We start from the raw sequence: 17,986 nt of genomic DNA, 5'->3' as shown, positions 1-17,986 counted from the left end.
GCGCACTTGGCCTGAACGCAAAACATCGACGACGATCGCAGCCATAAGCAGCCACAGCCCCACACTGCTGGTATGATGCGCGGCTTTTTCCGACCCACAGAAAATTAACGGGCCCCTTTCACGGTCTGTGCTTTGCTGTTGAGGTCGATACATTCACGGCGCCCGGCGCGCCACGGGGAGCAGACATGCTGGAAAGGCTGTTTCAACTCAAGGCACACAACACTAACGTGCGGACCGAGATTCTTGCGGGCATCACGACCTTCCTGGCCATGGCCTACATCCTGTTCGTCAACCCGAGCATTCTCGGCGAGACCGGCATGGACAAGGGCGCGGTGTTCGTCGCGACCTGCCTGGCCGCAGCCATCGGCTCCACCGTGATGGGCCTGATCGCCAACTACCCGATCGCGCTGGCACCGGGCATGGGCCTGAATGCCTTCTTCACCTATACCGTCGTGCTGCACATGGGCCACACCTGGCAAGTGGCGTTGGGCGCGGTATTCATCTCGGCGGTGCTGTTCTTCCTGCTGTCGATCTTCCGCATCCGCGAATGGATCATCAACAGCATCCCGTTGCCACTGCGTTCAGCCATTGCCGCCGGCATCGGCCTGTTCCTGGCGTTGATTGCCCTGCATAACGCCGGCATCGTGGTCAGTAACCCGGCGACCATGGTCGGCCTTGGCGACCTGAAGCAGCCGGCACCGATTCTCGCGACCCTGGGCTTTGCCCTGATCGTTGCCCTCGAAGCCCTGAAAATCCGTGGCGCGGTGCTGATCGGCATCCTGGTGGTCACCATCGCCTCCATCGCCTTGGGGTTCACGCCCTTTGGTGGCGTGATGTCGATGCCGCCATCCCTGGCGCCAACCTTCCTGCAACTGGATATCAAGGGCGCACTGGACATCGGTCTGGTCAGCGTTATTTTCGCCTTCCTGTTCGTCGATCTGTTCGACAACTCCGGCACCCTGATCGGCGTCGCCAAGCGCGCCGGCCTGATGGGCAAAGACGGCCACATGCCGAAGATGGGCCGTGCGCTCATCGCCGACAGCACCGCGGCCATGGCCGGTTCGCTGCTGGGCACCTCGACGACCACCAGCTACATCGAATCCGCAGCCGGTGTGAGTGCTGGTGGCCGTACTGGCCTGACGGCCGTGGTGGTGGCGATCCTGTTCCTGCTGGCGCTGTTCTTCTCGCCACTGGCCGCCAGCGTTCCGGCGTTCGCAACCGCTCCGGCACTGCTGTTCGTCGCAGTGCTGATGACATCCGGCCTGGCCGAAATAGACTGGGACGACATCACCGTAGCGGCACCGGTCGTGGTGACCACCCTGGCCATGCCGTTCACTTATTCCATCGCCAACGGCATCGCCTTCGGTTTCATCTCCTGGACCGCGATCAAGTTGCTGTCCGGCCGCGCCCGTGAGCTCAATCCGGCGCTGGTGATTCTGTCGATTCTGTTCGTGATCAAGTTGGGTTGGTTCAACGCATGACTTTTGATTCCCAGGCCTACGCTGCTCAGCTCGAAGACAAGGTCACACGCCTGCGTGACCTGCTGGCCCCGTTCGATGCACCTGAACCGACCGTGTTCGACTCGCCGCTGCAGAACTTCCGGCTGCGTGCCGAGTTTCGCTTGTGGCGCGAAGCCGGCGAACGTCATTACGCCATGTTTTCCCCGGAAGACAAACGCACGCCGATCCTGATCGAAGCCTTTCCGATCGCCAGCCTGCGCATCAATCAACTGATGCCGCAACTTAAAGCCGCCTGGCAAGCCAGCGCGCCCTTGAGTAACAAGTTGTTCCAGGTGGAGTTTTTGACCACCCTGGCCGGCGACGCGATGATCACTCTGTGTTATCACCGTCCGCTGGACGAGCACTGGCACGCCGCCGCGTCGAAATTGGCAGCCGACCTGAATGTCAGTGTGATTGGCCGCTCAAAGGGTAAGCGCGAAGTCATTGGTCGCGATTACGTGGTGGAGAAGCTCGAAGTGGGCGGTCGCACCTTCAGCTACCGCCAGCCCGAAGGCGCATTCACCCAGCCCAACGGCACCGTGAACCAGAAGATGCTCAACTGGGCGTATGAATCCCTGGGCGATCGCCCGGACGATTTGCTCGAACTGTATTGCGGCAACGGCAACTTCACCCTGCCCCTCGCGACCCGCGTGCGCAAGGCACTGGCGACCGAAATCAGCAAGTCTTCAGTCAATGCGGCACTGAGCAATCTCAGCGAAAACGCGGTGGATAACGTCACCCTGGTGCGCCTGTCTGCCGAAGAACTGACCGAAGCCTTGAACGAAGTGCGGCCATTCCGTCGCCTGCAAGGCATCGACCTCAAGAGTTACGAATTTGGCAGTGTCTTCGTCGACCCGCCGCGCGCCGGCATGGACCCGGACACCTGCGAACTGACTCGGCGTTTCGACAACATTCTGTACATTTCCTGCAACCCGGAAACCCTGGCAGCCAACATCGCCCAGTTGCACGACACGCACCGCATCACCCGTTGCGCAATGTTCGACCAGTTCCCATGGACCCATCACATGGAATCCGGCGTCATGCTGACCCGGCGCTGAGTTCAACAGCCAACATCAAACAAGCCGTCATTGTGACGGCTTTTTTGTGCCAGTCCTTTCACCCCCCAGCATGATCGGTACAGAATCAGCTTCACTTGATCCACGGTGTAATTAACCATGCAGCGACTCTTTGACGATCTCCAGTTGGGCAGCATTGAGCTGTTTTGCCTGGCTGCCGAGGCTGGCAGTTTTACCGCGGCGGCGCTGGTGGCGGGGGTGACGCCGGCGGCGGTGAGTCGCTCGGTGTCGCGCATGGAAGAGCGCCTTGGGGTGCGGTTGTTCGCGCGTACCACTCGTAGCGTCAAGCTCACCGACAGCGGCCGGCGCTACTACGAAGAATGTCGCCAGGCGCTGGCACAGCTTGTTGAGGCGCAGCGCGAGGTCATGGGCCAGCAGCAGCAACCTTCAGGCACGTTGCGCATCAGCATTCCCACCACGTATGGCCATCACCGCATCCTGCCGTTACTGCCAGCCTTCAGAGCGCGCTTTCCCGATGTGAAGGTGCAAGTGCACATCAGTAACCGCAATATCGATTTCGTAGGAGAAGGTTATGACATGGCGATTCGCGTGCGGGCCATCCCGGACTCCGGCCTGATCGCCCGACCACTTGAAGATGCCGCCCTGGTGATGATTGCCAGCCCCGACTACCTCAAGCAGGCGGGCGTGCCGCAGACCCTGGACGACCTGTCACGGCACGAATGCATTCAGTACGAATTACCCAGCAGCGGCCGGCGCATTGCCTGGTTGTTCAATGACGGTGGCACGCCTGTCGAGCTTCTGGCCCAAGGCAATCTCAGTTGCTCCGACGACGTGCTGGGCGGCGTGACCCTGGCAAAACACGGCGCGGGGTTGTTTCAGACTTATCGCTTTATCGTTGAAAAGGAGTTGGCCGACGGCTCGCTGGTGGAAGTGCTCAAACCCTTCGGTGGACGTTCAAGGCCGTTTACCCTGCTCTATCCCCAGAGCCGCCATGTACCACTGCGGCTGCGGGCGTTCATCGATTTCCTGGTGGAGCAGCTGCCGCGATGAAAAGTCGTCCGATCACCGCACACAAATGCTAACGGGCGCACCTCGTCAATTGACCAAATTAACCATCTAGTACATTTTATCTCCACAGGCTGAGACCATCGGCCAACGCCAACAATAATAAGTGGAGATACCCATGGACCCTATCGTCCTGGTGCTTAACGGCCCAAACCTGAATCTGCTCGGCACCCGCGAACCGGCCACCTATGGCCATGAGACCCTGGCAGACATTTCCGCGCTGTGCGGTCGCGCCGCAGAAGAATTCGGACTGCGAGTGGAATTCCGCCAGACCAATCATGAAGGTGAACTGCTGGACTGGATTCACGCCGCCCGCGGGCGCTGCGCAGGCATCGTGATCAATCCGGCAGCCTGGACCCATACCTCGGTCGCGATCCGTGATGCCCTGGTAGCCAGTGAATTGCCAGTGATCGAGGTTCATCTGTCCAACGTTCATGCCCGTGAACCCTTTCGTCACCACTCGTTCGTCTCTGCGGTGGCCATGGCGGTGATGGCCGGTTTCGGCAGCCATGGTTATCGCCTGGCACTGGAGCACTTTCGCCAGCAGTTGAAAGGGTGAGCACCATGGACCCGCATAACGTGGTACTGGCCGGCCTGATCGGCGCTGGCATCCAGGCGTCGCGCACCCCGGCGCTGCACGAACAGGAGGGCGATGCCCAGGGCTTGCGCTACCTCTATCGCCTGATCGATCTCGACCAGTTGCAACTCGACAGCGGCGCCCTGCCCGACTTGCTGCTGGCCGCCGAGCGCATGAACTTCACGGGGCTGAACATCACCTTCCCCTGCAAGCAAACCATCATTCCCCTGCTCGACGAACTGTCGCCGGAAGCCCGGGGAATTGGCGCGGTAAACACAGTGGTGCTGAAGGAAGGTAAACGCATCGGCCACAACACCGACTGCCTGGGATTTGCCGAAGGTTTTCGCCGCGGCTTGCCGGACGTTGGCGTGGCACGCGTGGTGCAGATGGGTGCTGGCGGAGCCGGTGCGGCGGTGGCCCACGCGCTGCTGAGCGAAGGCGCACAGCTGCTGAGCATTTTTGATGTGGAGATCCGTCGCGCCCAAGCGCTGGCAGATAATCTCAACCAGCATTTCGGTGCTGGCCGCGCAGTTGCCGGGCAAGATTTACCTGGCGCCCTCGCCGTGGCCGACGGCCTGGTGAACACCACGCCCATGGGCATGAAAAAACTGCCGGGCACGCCGGTGCCGGTGGAATTGCTGCGCCGGGAATTGTGGGTGGCGGAGATCGTATACTTCCCGCTGGAGACTGAACTGCTGCGCCAGGCCCGCGCCCTGGGATGCCGGACCCTGGACGGCGGCAACATGGCGGTGTTTCAGGCGGTGAAGGCGTTTGAGCTGTTCAGTGGCGTGGCGCCCGATGCGCAGCGGATGCTGGCGCATTTCCAGGGGATGGTCGGATAGACACAGGAAGAACAGATCGCAGCGTTCGGCAGAGGCTGCGATCCTGGGTTCATGCCTTGAGGTAGCGCAGGACCGACTCGCAGATCATTTCCCGATGGCGCTGCTTGATGCCTTCATCCGGCAGGTCGATCTGGAAAATCTCGCCGAAAGTATGGCGGTTCGACACTCGGTAGAAGCAGAACGAACTCATCAGCAGATGCACGTCCAGCGGGTCGAGACCCGCACGGAACACCCCCTCCTCGGCACCACGGCGCAGAATGACGCCCAGTGAATCGAGCACCGTGTTGTTCATGGTCTTGATCGCATCGGAGCGCTTCACGTATTCGGCGTTGTGAATGTTCTCGATGCTCACGATGCGCACGAAATCGACGTTGCGGTCATGGTGGTCGAACGTGAACTCCACCAGGCGCCGGATCGCTTCCACCGGGGGCAGTTCGGTCAGGTGCAGGCGGTTTTCAGTGCTGCGGATGTCGCCGTACAACTTTTCCAGCACCTCGACGTAGAGCTGTTCCTTACTCCCGAAGTAGTAATAGATCATGCGCTTGGAGGTGTGGATGCGCTCGGCGATCGCATCGACTCGCGCACCGGAAAGCCCCTGCTGCACGAACTCGACAATGGCCTCTTGAAGAATGTTCTCGCGGGTCTTTTCCGGGTTGTTCTTTCGGCTCTTGCGCGGCTCGGCAAGGGATTTGTCAGGCGCTGCGGAGAGTTCTGAAGTTATTGTCATCGCGGGCTCACGGCCATCACTGCACAGGCGGCGATTATGGGCCGCGCCGCACGGCGAAGGAAGCCGCACGGCATGGGTTTGCACTGGGGCTTACCAATTTCCTACAACTTTGCCTGACGCACGGCCCCGCTGCGCGACTTGGCCATGGCAGCCAAACGCACGGCGACGTTGGCCGCGCCGTATCCGGCATAGCCGTTCTTGCGCTGGATGATCTCGAAGAAAAATCGCCCTTCAAACGGCTCGGTGTACACGTGAAACAGCTCGCCACCCTGGGCATCACGGTCGTACAGCACGTTGAAGTACGCCAGTTCGCTGAGGAATTCGTCGTCGAAATCGAAGCGCGCAGCCAGGTCATCGTAATAGTTGAGCGGAATATCCAGCAGCGGCACCCCGGCCTCTTTCGCACGACTGACCTCAGCAAAAATATCATCGCAGTCAAACGCGATGTGATGCACACCGGAACCGCGATAACTCGACAAAGCGTGGGAGATCGCGGTGTTGCGGTTCTCGGAGATATTGAGCGGCAGACGGATCGAGCTGTCGCGGCTGCGCAATGCCCGGCTTTTCACCAGGCCATAAGGATCGGGCAGCACCACTTCGTCGTCCGCTTCAAAATCCAGCAGGCTCTTGTAGAACAGCACCCAGCTGTCGAGGCTGTCAGCCGGCAGCGCCATGGCCATATGGTCGATACGCTTGAGCCCGCCGCTCGCCTGGGCGACCGGTTGCAGGTTGAAGTCGGTGCCATAGACGTCGGCATGCTGGTCGACCAGATAGATCAGGCTGCCATCCGGCGCGCGCACTGCGGCCAGTTCAAGTTCGTTGGGGCCTACCAGCCCACGATAGGGCTGGCCCTTGTAGGCGACCGCGCGAGCCAGGGCACTGCCGCTGTCTTTTACCCGCACGGCGGTGGCGCACAGCGAAGGGCCGTGGGCTTCGAAAAAACTGTGGGCGAAGGAGTAAGGCTCGGAGTTGAGGATCAGGTTGATGTCGCCTTGACGCAACAGGCTCACGCTCTTGGAGCGATGCTGCCCGGCCTTGACGAAGCCCAGCCGCTCCAGCCAATGGGAAAGCTTGGCGCCAAGGCTTTCGTCCACGGCGAATTCGAGAAATTCGATGCCGTTGTACTCGCTGGCCTTGGGCGTTTCGAACAAAATTTCAGGGCTGGCCACCGGCTTGGCCTCCTGCGAGAGGCGCTCGCGGGTTTTCTCTTCAAGATACAGCAGCGAGCGCAGGCCATCGGCGGCGTTGGCCCGAGGTGGCGCGGCGCGGAAGCCGTCGTTGAAAATTTCCAGCGAAATTGGCCCGGTGTAACCGCTCTTGATGATCGGTGCGAGGAAGCCGGGAAGATCGAATTCACCCTGGCCTGGGAAGCAACGGAAGTGCCGGCTCCATTCCAGCACATCCATGGCCAGGATCGGCGCGTCGGCCATCTGCACAAAGAAGATCTTGTCGCCGGGAATCTGCGCGATCGCCGCAGGATCACCCTTGAGTGACAGGGTGTGGAAGCTGTCAAGCAGCACGCCGAGACTCGGATGATCGGCCTGACGCACAATGTTCCAGACCTGCTGCCAGGTGTTGACGTGCCGTCCCCAGGCGAGCGCTTCGTAGCCGATGCGCAGGCCTCGGGCACCTGCGCGCTCGGCCAGCAGGCGCAAGTCGTCGACCAGAATCTGTTCATCACCCAGGGAGTCGGCCGAGGCGTTGCTGCACACCAGCACCAGGTCGGTACCCAGTTCCTGCATCAGGTCGAACTTGCGCTCGGCCCGCTCCAGGTTGCGCGGCAGGCGGTCGCGGCGGCATCCTTCGAAGTCGCGAAAAGGCTGGAACAGTGTGATGGCGATGCCGAGATCGGCACACATCTGTTTAATTTCCCGCGGACTGCCGTCGTAGTAGAGAAGGTCGTTCTCGAAAATCTCCACCCCGTCAAAGCCGGCGGCGGCAATGGCTTCGAGTTTTTCCGGCAGGGTACCGCTCAAGGACACGGTGGCAATGGAACGCTGCATCTTTCGACTCCCGGTGGTGGAGATCTTATTGGGGGTATTGCATGCTCCCAGCGTAGGAGCTGTCGAGTGAAACGAGGCTGCGATCTTTTGATCTGGCGATCAAAACAAATTCAAAAGATCGCAGCCTCGTTTCACTCGGCAGCTCCTACAGGGAGACCGTATATTTCTGTTGAGGGGAATTATTAGGCTGGCAGTCTCGCACAGCAATTCAAAGTGTACTATCCGGTTAGTTTTATGTGCGATTATCGAACAAAATGCCGCTTGGCGAATTGACGATTTTTCGTCCACTGCCCAACATCGACTCCACATTGGGTGCGGTCACAGGTCGGCCCGATGAACATAGATTCAAAACACCACATAAAAATAATCGGTGGCTTAAATGACTCCTTCTCAAAGCTCTTCCGTGGAGCGTTCCTCCATGATTCCTGCCACCGGTGGCATTGGCGACAAGGTTCGAGGCGCCATGGCAGTCGGCAAGACCCGCTGGGGCATGCTGGCACTGGTGTTTTTCGCTACAACGCTGAACTATATCGACCGCGCCGCACTGGGCGTCATGCAGCCGATCCTGGCCAAGGAGATGAGCTGGACGGCGATGGATTACGCCAACATCAACTTCTGGTTCCAGGTCGGCTACGCCATCGGCTTTGTCCTGCAGGGCCGGTTGATTGATCGGGTCGGCGTAAAACGGGTGTTCTTCTGCGCCGTCCTGTTGTGGAGCCTGGCGACCGGCGCGCATGGCCTGGCCACTTCGGCGGTCGGCTTCATGGTCTGCAGGTTCATCCTCGGGCTAACCGAAGCCGCCAACTATCCGGCCTGCGTCAAGACCACCCGGCTGTGGTTTCCCGCCGGCGAACGCGCCGTGGCCACCGGGATCTTCAATGCCGGGACCAACGTCGGCGCGATGTTCACCCCGATGCTGCTGCCGCTGATTCTGCACGTGTGGGGCTGGCAGGCCGCATTCCTGTGCATGTCGGCACTGGGCGGGATCTGGTTGTTGTTCTGGGGTTTGAAGTACTTCAACCCGGAAGATCATCCAGGCGTCAGACAATCGGAACTGGACTACATCCAGCAGGAGGTCGAGCCGGAACAAACCCGCGTGCCCTTCTCGAAAATCCTGCGCATGCGCGGCACGTGGGCCTTCGCCCTCGCTTACTCGATGACCGCGCCGGTGTTCTGGTTCTACCTGTACTGGCTGCCACCGTTCCTTAACCAGCAATACAACCTGGGGATCAACGTGACCCAGATGGGCATCCCGCTGATCATCATCTATGTGACGGCTGACTTCGGCAGCGTCGGCGGCGGGATCCTGTCTTCGTTCCTGATTGGCCGCGGGATCAATCCGATCAAGGCGCGACTGATGTCCATGTTCCTGTTTGCCTGCTGCATCGTCGGCGTGGTCATGGCGGCAGGTTCCAGCAGTTTGTGGGTTGCCGTAGCCGCGATCTCGCTGGCCATCGGCGCGCACCAGGCCTGGACGGCGAATATCTGGAGCCTGGTGATGGACTACACGCCCAAGCACATGATGAGTACCGTGTTCGGTTTCGGCGGCATGTGCGCCGCGATTGGCGGGATGTTCATGACCCAGCTGGTCGGCCATATCCTGACCATCACCAACAACAACTACACCGTACTGTTCACCATGATTCCGGCGATGTACTTCATCGCGCTGATCTGGATGTACTTCATGGCGCCGCGCAAGATCCCTTCCGTTATCGACTGAAATCTCCCGCGGCAGGCCTGATTCCAGGCCTGCCCACGCTCTCTAGCGGCGACTCTGTTGCCACACCGCTGCCAACCCGCTGCAACAGATCACCGCAATCCCGATGATCGTGGTCAGGGTCGGTGTGTGGGAGAACAGCAGCCAGCCCAGCAACCCGGCAAAGACGATCTGGCAATAACCGAAAGGCGCCAGCAACGCCGGGGCCGCGTAGCGGAATGCCTGGGTCAGGAACAAGTGCGCGGTCATCCCGCAAGCCCCCAGCGCCACCATGAGCAACCCATGACCCAGGGTCGGTACCTGCCAGAAAAACGGTACCAGCGCGCTCATCACCAGGGTGTTACACAAACCGGCGAAGAAGTTGCTGGTGGTCGGGCTGTCGATCTCGCTGAGCTTGCGGGTCAACAACTGGTAAAAACAGAAAAACAGCGCCGAGCACAAGGGCAGCAGCACCGCCGGCGTGAACAGCTCACCACCCGGGTGAACGATGATCAACACGCCGATGAATCCGCAGATCACCGCGATCCACTGGCCGCGGGTCACGTGCTCGCGCAGCAGTGGTACCGACAGTGCCGTGACCAGCACCGGGGCCAGAAAGTTGACTGCCGTAGCTTCCGCCAGGGGGATGTACTGCAGGCCGGTGGTAAAAAACAGACTGGTGCCGAGCAGGCACAAGGCCCTGACCAGCTGCAGCAGCGGGCGTTTGGTACGCAGCACGCGCAAGCCCGACTGCGGCAGGAAGATCCCCGCCATCAACAAGGTGTGCACCATATAACGGGCCCACACCACCATGACGATTGGATAGAAACCCGACAGGTATTTTGACAACGCGTCGTGACTGGAAAACAGGAAGGTCGCGACAACGATCAGCAAGATGCCCTTGAAGGGTTGGTTGACGCCGGAGAGCGGAGTGCTGATACGTGACGTCAAGGCGATACTCTCTGAAAGGAATAACAAGCCAATGGATCAATATTCTAGAACCTTGTTCCATTTTTTCAAACTAACAGGCCGAGAAAGCGTGCGAACAGCGTACAGTTTTTCCATTACGGCCATTGCGCTCGCCTGGAACAATCAACCGTTGAAAAACTCCGACGCCTGGCTGGCCGCCGACAGCTCTTCGGTGAACTGCAACAGCAGCGGCGCCAGATCGTGCAACCGCGCACCTGGCAACCGAGCGCTGGGGCCGGCAAGACTCAGCACGCCTATCACCCGCGCATCCAGCGGATGGCGCACCACTGCGGCAATGGCCGAGGTCCCCACCCCCGAACTCTCCTCTACCCAGGCATAACCCTGTTCGCGTCCCTGGCGCAGACGCTCCAGCAGTTCAATGTTCGAACGCGGCGCGTTCGGCCCGGGTGCTGGCAATGTGTCGCCGCCCTGGCGCTCGACCAGCGCCAGGGCTTCGGCATCGGACAGGCTCGCCAGCCACGCATGCCCCGAGGCGGTATAGAACAGTGGGGCATCGCGCCCCATGTCGGGGTCATAACGCAAGCCGGAACGAGCGCCCTGGGATTTGGCGATCCAGGTCAGTCGCTCCCCCGAGATCACACCCAGGCGAACCAGTTCGCCCGTTTCCTCGGCCAGTCGATCGAGTACCGGCTGGACGATATCGCCGCCGCTGCGAGACAGGTAGCGAAAGCCCATGGCGACCAGCCTGGTCGATAAGTGATAGCGCAGGTTATCCGGATTCTGCCGCACATAACCCAGGCGGATCAGCTCGGTCAGCAAACGGTGGGTGGCACTCTTGGGAATTCCCAGCTGTTCGGCCAATACCTGCATCGGTACGCCCTTGGGTTCACCGGTAAGGGTTTCCAGCACGCTGAAAACGCGTTCGATCTGACTGCCGGCCATGAGAGGTTCCACGAGAAAGGTTTTATCGATTCTAAAAGACAATGCTGCGAATGCGAAATCTGGAACCGGTTCTGCCCGGAGCTGTCAGACGACTGGACTGGCGCGGCTCCTGCACACCAGCAACACTCATCACCACGCATCTTCATCAGATTAAGGAAAGAGGGCTCACCCATGCTATGGAAAAAAGGCCGGCGCAGCGACAATGTGGTCGACGCCCGTGGAGATGACGTGGGCGGTGGTGGCGGTGGGATGCGCTTCGGTGGCGGCAAAGGGCTGAGCCTGACGGCGATCATCCTGATTGTCGGCATAGGCTGGATCACCGGCCAGGACCCACTGCAGATTCTCGGGCAATTGACCGGGCAGATGAGCGAACAGTCGGCACCCGCCACCAACCAGAGCCGCAATGCGCCACCGGCCAATGACGAAGGCGCCGAATTTGTACGCTCGATTCTCGGCGATACCGAAGACACCTGGGGCCAGATTTTTCAGCAGGCCGGCCGGCAGTACAAGGATCCGACCCTGGTGATGTTCAGCGGCAGGGTCAACTCTGCCTGCGGGATGGCCACCTCGGCCACCGGGCCGTTCTATTGCCCGGCGGATCAGAAGGTCTATCTGGACACCAGCTTCTTCCAGGAAATGTCGCAGCGTTTTTCCGCAGCCGGTGACTTTGCGCAGGCCTATGTGATCGCTCACGAAGTTGGCCACCATGTGCAGACCCTGCTCGGCGTCTCGGCAAAAATCCAGGCTGCTCGCCAGCAAGGGCGGCAAATGGAAGGCGATGGCGGTTTGCTGGTACGCCAGGAACTTCAGGCCGATTGCCTGGCCGGCGTGTGGGCCAATAATGCCCAGCAACGGCTGAACTGGCTCGAACCCGGCGACATCGAAGAAGCCTTGAATGCGGCCAACGCCATTGGCGACGACCGCCTGCAACAGCGCGGCCAGGGTCGCGTGGTTCCGGACTCGTTCACCCATGGCACTTCGGCGCAACGGGTACGCTGGTTCAAAACCGGGTTCGCCCGGGGCCAGATCAGCCAGTGCGACACCTTCGCCGCGAAAAACCTGTAGATGAACAAGTGGTGGCTGGTCCTGTTGATCACCTGCACCAGTTCCCAGGCTGCCGACCACGGTGTGCGAGACATCAGCCCCGGTCGCCTGTTGTTGAAGGAAGGCGAAATGGCAGTCGGTATCGGCCCGGCACCGGCGACCATCGAGCGCGTGCTGATCATCGTCCATGGCCGGCTACGCAACGCCGAAACTTACCGCAAAACCGCTGAACACGCGGCCGAGCAAGCGGGACAGGCGTCGACCACGTTGGTGATCGCCCCGCAATTTCTCAATGAATCCGACGTCGCGCTACATCCATTGGCCGACACGGTTTTGCGTTGGCAAGGCAATGAATGGATGGCCGGTGGATTGTCCACGGCGCCTTTTGCCCTCAGTTCGTACGGGGCAATGGACCAGATCATTGGCCGGTTCGCTGACCGGCAACAGTTTCCGGCGCTCAAGGAAGTGGTGGTCGCCGGACACTCTGGCGGGGCTCAGGTGGTCCAGCGTTATGCGCTGCTGGGTCATGATCAGCCGGAACTCGACGCCGCCGGAGTTCGGGTGCGTTATGTGATTGCCAACCCGTCTTCCTACGCCTATTTCGATGAACGTCGGCCGGTGGCGTTCAGCCACGCCGGCTGTGCGGATTACAATCGCTGGAAATACGGGCTGGCGGATCTGCCCGCGTATGCCGAGGGCCAGACGCCCGCGACGCTGGAGGCCAGTTACGTCAAACGCGATGTCATTTACTTGCTGGGCCAGCAGGATATCGATCCGAATCATCCAGCCCTGGATAAAAGCTGCGAAGCCAAAGCCCAGGGTGCGAATCGTTTGGCGCGCGGGCGCAGTTATTTTGAGTATTTGAAGCGCGACCATCCCCAGGGTTTGAATCAGCAACTGATCGAAGTGCCCGGCGTCGGGCATGATGGGGATGGGATGTTTACCTCGCCTGAGGGGCGCAAAGCGCTCTTTGGTCAGTAGGCAGCAAGGCTTGCCCGCGATGGGCACCTCAAGCCGAAAGCATTTCGCGCAACGCCACACAATCCACCGCATGCCAATCGGTCAACTCCGGCCACGGATTATCCGGCAAGTTCACCAGCACCGTGCGCGCTCCGGCCGCTCTCCCACAATCCAGGTCAAACCGGTAATCGCCAACCATCACCATCTCGCTTGTCGGGACCTTCCACGCATCGGCTAATTTGAGCAGGCCTCCTGGATGAGGTTTCGGCGGCGCTTCGTCGCGCCCCAGCACATCCTCGACCGCAAAGCAGTCGGCCAGGCCGATCGCCTCCAGCGTGACGTGCGCCAGCTCGCGGGCATTGCGCGTCAGGATAGCCAGGCGATAGCCGCGTCCGGCCAACTCGCGCACCAGTTCCACGGCACCCGGTGCCGGTTTCGAACCCAGGGCCAGGTCGCGCTCGTGCTCCAGCAACCACGCGTGCTTGGCGGCGGCTTCCTGCGCCGGCAGCGCCGCGAGATGAGTCAGGATGTCGTCCTCGGCGGGGATGGCCAATGCCACGCGGATAGCCGCGAAGTCATGCACGGCCACCGTCAGGGTGCCGTCCATGTCGAACACCCAGTGCCGCACCGCCGCCAGGCTCATGCCCAGTCCTTGCGGTGACGGATCAGGCCTTCCTGGGTCACCGAGGCCACCAGTTGCCCGGCGCGATTGAACACGCTGCCCCGGGAGAAACCGCGGGAATTGCCCGCCCAAGGGCTGTCCATCGCGTACAGCAGCCAGTCATCGGCACGCAGGTCGGCGTGGAACCACAGCGCGTGATCAAGGCTGGCCACCTGCATGTCCTGATGCCACACCGACTTGCCATGGGGCTGCATCGAGGTGGTCAACAAGCCGAAATCCGAGGCGTAGGCCATCAGATATTTATGCAGCGCCGGGGTGTCGGCCAAGGCGCCGTCGGCGCGAAACCAGACGTACTTGACGGGATCTGAGGGTTGCGGGTTGTAGGGGTCTTCCTCGGTCACCGGACGAAATTCGATGGGCTTTGGGCACAGCAGCTTTTCGCGCATGTGTTCCGGAATCAGGTGAGCACGCTGCTGGGTGAGTTCGAGCTCCGACGGCAGGTTTTCCGGGCCGACCACCACCGGCATCTGTGCCTGGTGCTCGAAGCCCTTTTCGTCGTACTGGAACGAGGCGCTGCAGGTGAAAATCGGGTTGCCCTTCTGGATTGCCGTCACCCGGCGGGTGCTGAAACTGCCGCCATCACGCACTCGATCGACCTGATACACCACCGGCAGCGCAGAGTCCCCCGGGCGCAGGAAGTAACCGTGCATCGAGTGCACATGGCGCGCCTCTTCCACTGTCTGACTGGCTGCCGAAAGGGACTGCCCGATGACCTGGCCGCCGAACAACTGGCGAAAACCCAAATCCTGGCTGCGGCCGCGAAACAGGTTTTCTTCGATTGATTCCAGGGTCAACAGGTCGACCAGATCATCCAACACTTGGCTCATTCAGACTCTCCTAACACAACACAATGCCGCGCAGTCTTGGCTGCGACGAACAATTCAATTTCTGGCCAGCGCCATCATGGGAGCCATTGTAAACGTCCGCGCCGGCTTAGCCATGCAGGGTTTGCAGCCATTGTTCACGGCTGATGCGATACAACACATGGTGCTCCAGTGGATGTCCGGCGGCGAGCTTGGGATGATCGAAGTCATCGGCTGAATCATGGTGCATTCCGATGGCTTGCATGACTTTCTCCGACGGCAGATTGGCTTGCGCGGTAAACGCCACCACCTCGTTCAGCCCGAGGCGGTCAAAGCCGCAGCGCAGAGCGGTCCAGGCCGCTTCGCTGGCGTAACCCAGCCCCCAATGTTCACGCGCCAGGCGCCAGCCTATCTCGACCGCCGGGGTAAATGGCGCATCGAAACCCACCACGCCCAGGCCGGTAAAGCCGATAAACGCACCGGTGTCCTTGCGCTCCAGCGCCCACAGGCCGAACCCGTGCTCGGCAAAGTGGCCACGAATGCGCCCGATCAGCGACGCACTTTCCAGACGGCTCAACGGCGCCGGAAAATAGCGCATCACCTGCGGATCGGCGCACATGGCCGCAAACTCAGGCAAATCCGCATCGCTCCATTGTCGCAACAACAGTCGCGCGCTCTCGAGTTCCAGTATCGGCTCCATCGTGCTCCCCTTTCCATGTCGCAAGTCTAGATCGCTGGTAGGATCCCTGATTCTTTCCTGCGTTCCTTCCAGATAAAACCGCCATGCCGCTGCCGTTGATCTACCACGAAGACTACAGCCCCGACTTCCCGGCGGACCACCGCTTCCCTATGGACAAGTTCCGCTTGCTGCGTGACCACCTGGTGGACAGCGGCCTGACCCGGGACGCCGACCTGCTGCGCCCGCAACTGTGCCCGTCGCAAATTCTCGCCCTGGCACATGACCCCGGATACATCGCGCGCTACATGGAAGGCGAGTTGTCCCGCGAAGACCAGCGCCGCCTTGGCCTGCCCTGGAGCGAAGCCCTGGCCCGGCGCACCGTGCGGGCAGTCGGCGGTTCGCTGCTGGCAGCGGAGCAGGCGCTGGAACACGGGCTCGCGTGCCACCTGGCCGGTGGCACCCACCATGCGCACTACGATTATCCAGCCGGATTCTGCATTTTTAACGATCTGGCGGTTATCAGCCGCTATTTGCTGGAAAGTGGCCGGGTGAATCGGGTGCTGATCTTCGATTGCGACGTACACCAGGGCGACGGGACTGCACGCATCCTGCACAACACCCCGGATGCGGTCACTGTTTCCCTGCACTGCGAAAAGAATTTTCCTGCACGCAAAGCCGAAAGTGACTGGGACATTCCATTACCGATGGGCATGGGCGATGCCGCTTACCTGAAGGTCGTGGACGATGCGCTCAATTATCTGCTGCCGCTCTACCAGCCGGACCTGGTGCTGTATGACGCCGGGGTCGACGTGCACAAGGACGACGCCCTTGGCTACCTGAAGCTGACGGACGAAGGCGTCGCCGCCCGCGACGAAAGCGTGATGCGCCACTGCCTGGGCCGGGACATTCCCGTGGTCGGAGTCATTGGTGGGGGCTACAGCAAAGACCGCAAGGCCCTGGCGCGGCGCCATGGGATTCTGCATCACAGCGCCCAGCGGGTCTGGCAGTCATCAGGTTGTCACTGAGGTGTGGCTGGTTACCCACAATGCCTGTGGAACTGCCTGTGGATAACCTGAGTGAAAGGCGCTGCAAGCCATACTGGCTATGGCGCGCAAAGCCCTGGTTGTTTTTTGACCACTCTCGAACACACAATTAATCGCCCGTGCAAGCGGGCTTGGCCCGGGCCCACAAGAGCGTGTGTCGGGCTGGTAGAATGCCCGCCCTATCCCGCCACTGCGCAGCGTTGAAGATGACCCAACCCTCGACCACCCTCCCCCCGCAAGTCGCCATCATCGGCGGCGGCCCCGCCGGCTTGATGGCCGCCGAAATGTTGAGCCGGGCCGGTTGCAAGGTCGACCTGTACGACGGCATGCCGTCGGTGGGGCGCAAATTCCTGTTGGCCGGGGTCGGGGGCATGAACATCACCCATTCCGAAGCCTATCCGGCCTTTCTGTCGCGCTATGCCGAACGCGCTCCGCAAATCGCACCACTGCTGCGCGCATTTGGCGCCGACGCGCTGTGCCAATGGATACATGACCTGGGCATTGAGACCTTTGTCGGCAGCTCCGGCCGAGTATTTCCCACAGACATGAAAGCCGCCCCGCTGCTGCGCGCCTGGCTCAAACGTCTGCGCGAAGCCGGCGTAGTTATCCACACCCGCCACCGCTGGCTCGGCTGGGATGCGCAGGGTGGATCGCGCATCGACAGCCCCGAGGGCGAAAAAACCATTACGCCAGACGCTACGCTGCTCGCCATGGGCGGTGGCAGCTGGGCGCGACTCGGCTCGGATGGCGCCTGGATGCTGCCGCTGGAACAGTGCGGGGTGCAACTGGCACCGTTGCAACCGAGCAATTGCGGCTTCGAGGTGCAGGCCTGGAGCGATTTGATGGTCAGTAAATTCGCCGGCGCGCCGCTGAAAAACATCGCCATTGGCCTGGATGACGACGTGCCGCGCCTGGGCGAATGCGTGATCACGGCGACCGGAATTGAAGGCAGCCTGATCTACGCCCTGTCAGCGCCGATTCGCCAGGCCATCAATCGAGATGGCGCGGCCACTGTGCATATTGATCTGCTGCCGGGACGGCCTGTGGATAAAATCCAGGCAGCACTGGATAAACCCCGCGGCTCGCGCTCCATGTCCAAGCACCTGCACAGTCAGCTGGGGATCGATGGGGTGAAAGCGGCATTGCTGCGAGAGCAGGTTGCCGCTGTGGATTTTGCCGACACTGCGCGGCTGGCCCAGGCCATCAAGGCGCTGCCCGTGACCCTGGTGAAAACCCGTCCGCTGGACGAGGCGATCAGCAGCGCCGGTGGCGTGCGGTTCGAAGCGATGGACGAGCGACTGATGCTCAAGCAACTCCCCGGGGTGTTTTGCGCCGGTGAGATGCTGGACTGGGAGGCGCCGACTGGCGGCTACCTGCTGACCGCGTGCTTCGCCAGCGGCCGCGCGGCGGGGCTGGGGATGCTGGAGTGGTTGCAGCGCAAGTATTGAAGACCGAGG

Annotated in this window: 17 protein-coding genes; 10 read left to right on the top strand and 7 right to left on the bottom strand. The window is 61.1% G+C overall.

Annotated elements, in window-relative coordinates:
• The first annotated feature begins 185 nt into the window (after positions 1-185).
• The 5 genes from AAEZ09_RS10485 (at position 186) to AAEZ09_RS10465 (ending at position 5,020) form a co-directional block, all read left to right on the top strand.
• Entirely contained in the window at positions 186-1,481 is a 1,296-nt protein-coding gene (locus AAEZ09_RS10485; RefSeq protein ID WP_045062040.1) for an NCS2 family permease, read from the top strand.
• Entirely contained in the window at positions 1,478-2,557 is a 1,080-nt protein-coding gene (gene trmA, locus AAEZ09_RS10480) for a tRNA (uridine(54)-C5)-methyltransferase TrmA (protein WP_350599446.1), read from the top strand. Before AAEZ09_RS10485 ends, trmA begins: the two co-directional genes overlap by 4 nt.
• 117 nt (positions 2,558-2,674) lie before the next feature.
• Positions 2,675-3,586 carry a LysR family transcriptional regulator gene (locus AAEZ09_RS10475; RefSeq protein ID WP_350599444.1) on the top strand — a complete coding sequence of 304 codons (912 nt, stop codon included), beginning with the start codon at positions 2,675-2,677 and terminating at the stop codon, positions 3,584-3,586.
• Between the two features lie 133 nt (positions 3,587-3,719).
• Complete coding sequence (aroQ, locus tag AAEZ09_RS10470) at positions 3,720-4,160, top strand: type II 3-dehydroquinate dehydratase (RefSeq protein ID WP_045062044.1); 441 nt, start codon at positions 3,720-3,722, stop codon at positions 4,158-4,160.
• A 5-nt stretch (positions 4,161-4,165) separates the two neighbouring features.
• Complete coding sequence (locus AAEZ09_RS10465) at positions 4,166-5,020, top strand: shikimate dehydrogenase (protein WP_205893063.1); 855 nt, start codon at positions 4,166-4,168, stop codon at positions 5,018-5,020.
• Between the two features lie 49 nt (positions 5,021-5,069).
• Here the strand turns inward: AAEZ09_RS10465 and AAEZ09_RS10460 are convergent, their stop codons facing one another.
• Both AAEZ09_RS10460 and quiC read right to left on the bottom strand, forming a co-directional pair.
• Positions 5,070-5,747: a TetR/AcrR family transcriptional regulator gene (locus AAEZ09_RS10460; protein ID WP_045062046.1), complete on the bottom strand. Its 678-nt coding sequence runs from the start codon at positions 5,745-5,747 to the stop codon at positions 5,070-5,072.
• Between the two features lie 101 nt (positions 5,748-5,848).
• The gene (gene quiC, locus AAEZ09_RS10455) at positions 5,849-7,750 is read right to left on the bottom strand and encodes a 3-dehydroshikimate dehydratase QuiC (protein ID WP_350599442.1); all 1,902 of its coding nucleotides are present in this window, start codon (positions 7,748-7,750) and stop codon (positions 5,849-5,851) included.
• A gap of 418 nt (positions 7,751-8,168) precedes the next feature.
• Here quiC and AAEZ09_RS10450 point away from each other — a divergent pair, with 418 nt between their 5' ends.
• Positions 8,169-9,470 (top strand): MFS transporter, encoded by a 1,302-nt coding sequence (locus AAEZ09_RS10450; protein ID WP_236695888.1) that lies wholly within the window; start codon positions 8,169-8,171, stop codon positions 9,468-9,470.
• A 42-nt stretch (positions 9,471-9,512) separates the two neighbouring features.
• On the opposite strand, the gene AAEZ09_RS10445 is transcribed toward AAEZ09_RS10450, so the two are convergent.
• Positions 9,513-10,397: a DMT family transporter gene (locus AAEZ09_RS10445; RefSeq protein WP_045062049.1), complete on the bottom strand. Its 885-nt coding sequence runs from the start codon at positions 10,395-10,397 to the stop codon at positions 9,513-9,515.
• 141 nt (positions 10,398-10,538) lie between these two features.
• Entirely contained in the window at positions 10,539-11,318 is a 780-nt protein-coding gene (locus tag AAEZ09_RS10440) for an IclR family transcriptional regulator (protein ID WP_045062050.1), read from the bottom strand.
• 171 nt (positions 11,319-11,489) lie between these two features.
• On the opposite strand from AAEZ09_RS10440, the gene ypfJ reads away from it, so the two are divergent.
• Both ypfJ and AAEZ09_RS10430 read left to right on the top strand, forming a co-directional pair.
• Positions 11,490-12,383, top strand: a complete 894-nt coding sequence (ypfJ, locus tag AAEZ09_RS10435; RefSeq protein WP_350599441.1) for a KPN_02809 family neutral zinc metallopeptidase — start codon at positions 11,490-11,492, stop codon at positions 12,381-12,383.
• On the top strand, positions 12,384-13,343 hold the full coding sequence (locus tag AAEZ09_RS10430; protein WP_350599439.1) for an alpha/beta hydrolase: 960 nt from the start codon (positions 12,384-12,386) through the stop codon (positions 13,341-13,343). It begins immediately after the preceding gene.
• A 28-nt stretch (positions 13,344-13,371) separates the two neighbouring features.
• Here the strand turns inward: AAEZ09_RS10430 and AAEZ09_RS10425 are convergent, their stop codons facing one another.
• The 3 genes from AAEZ09_RS10425 to AAEZ09_RS10415 all read right to left on the bottom strand — a co-directional run bounded on the left by AAEZ09_RS10425 (position 13,372) and on the right by AAEZ09_RS10415 (position 15,507).
• The gene (locus tag AAEZ09_RS10425) at positions 13,372-13,965 is read right to left on the bottom strand and encodes an HAD family hydrolase (RefSeq protein ID WP_205893060.1); all 594 of its coding nucleotides are present in this window, start codon (positions 13,963-13,965) and stop codon (positions 13,372-13,374) included.
• The gene (tesB, locus tag AAEZ09_RS10420) at positions 13,962-14,831 is read right to left on the bottom strand and encodes an acyl-CoA thioesterase II (RefSeq protein ID WP_205893059.1); all 870 of its coding nucleotides are present in this window, start codon (positions 14,829-14,831) and stop codon (positions 13,962-13,964) included. The genes AAEZ09_RS10425 and tesB overlap by 4 nt, the downstream gene beginning before the upstream one ends.
• A 106-nt stretch (positions 14,832-14,937) precedes the next feature.
• The gene (locus tag AAEZ09_RS10415) at positions 14,938-15,507 is read right to left on the bottom strand and encodes a GNAT family N-acetyltransferase (RefSeq protein WP_045062055.1); all 570 of its coding nucleotides are present in this window, start codon (positions 15,505-15,507) and stop codon (positions 14,938-14,940) included.
• 83 nt (positions 15,508-15,590) lie between these two features.
• Here AAEZ09_RS10415 and AAEZ09_RS10410 point away from each other — a divergent pair, with 83 nt between their 5' ends.
• Together AAEZ09_RS10410 and AAEZ09_RS10405 are read left to right on the top strand one after the other, a co-directional pair.
• Positions 15,591-16,511, top strand: coding sequence for a histone deacetylase family protein (locus AAEZ09_RS10410; RefSeq protein WP_205893058.1), 921 nt, complete (start codon positions 15,591-15,593; stop codon positions 16,509-16,511).
• Positions 16,512-16,735: 224 nt separating this feature from the next.
• Positions 16,736-17,977, top strand: a complete 1,242-nt coding sequence (locus AAEZ09_RS10405; RefSeq protein WP_350599503.1) for a TIGR03862 family flavoprotein — start codon at positions 16,736-16,738, stop codon at positions 17,975-17,977.
• The last annotated feature ends 9 nt before the right edge of the window (positions 17,978-17,986 follow it).

It is taken from the genome of Pseudomonas sp. 65/3-MNA-CIBAN-0223, from assembly GCF_040310425.1.
Taxonomy (GTDB): Bacteria; Pseudomonadota; Gammaproteobacteria; order Pseudomonadales; family Pseudomonadaceae; genus Aquipseudomonas; species Aquipseudomonas gregormendelii.
Note: the sequence above shows the minus strand (reverse complement) of the source record. Positions and strands in the feature narration are given on the sequence as shown.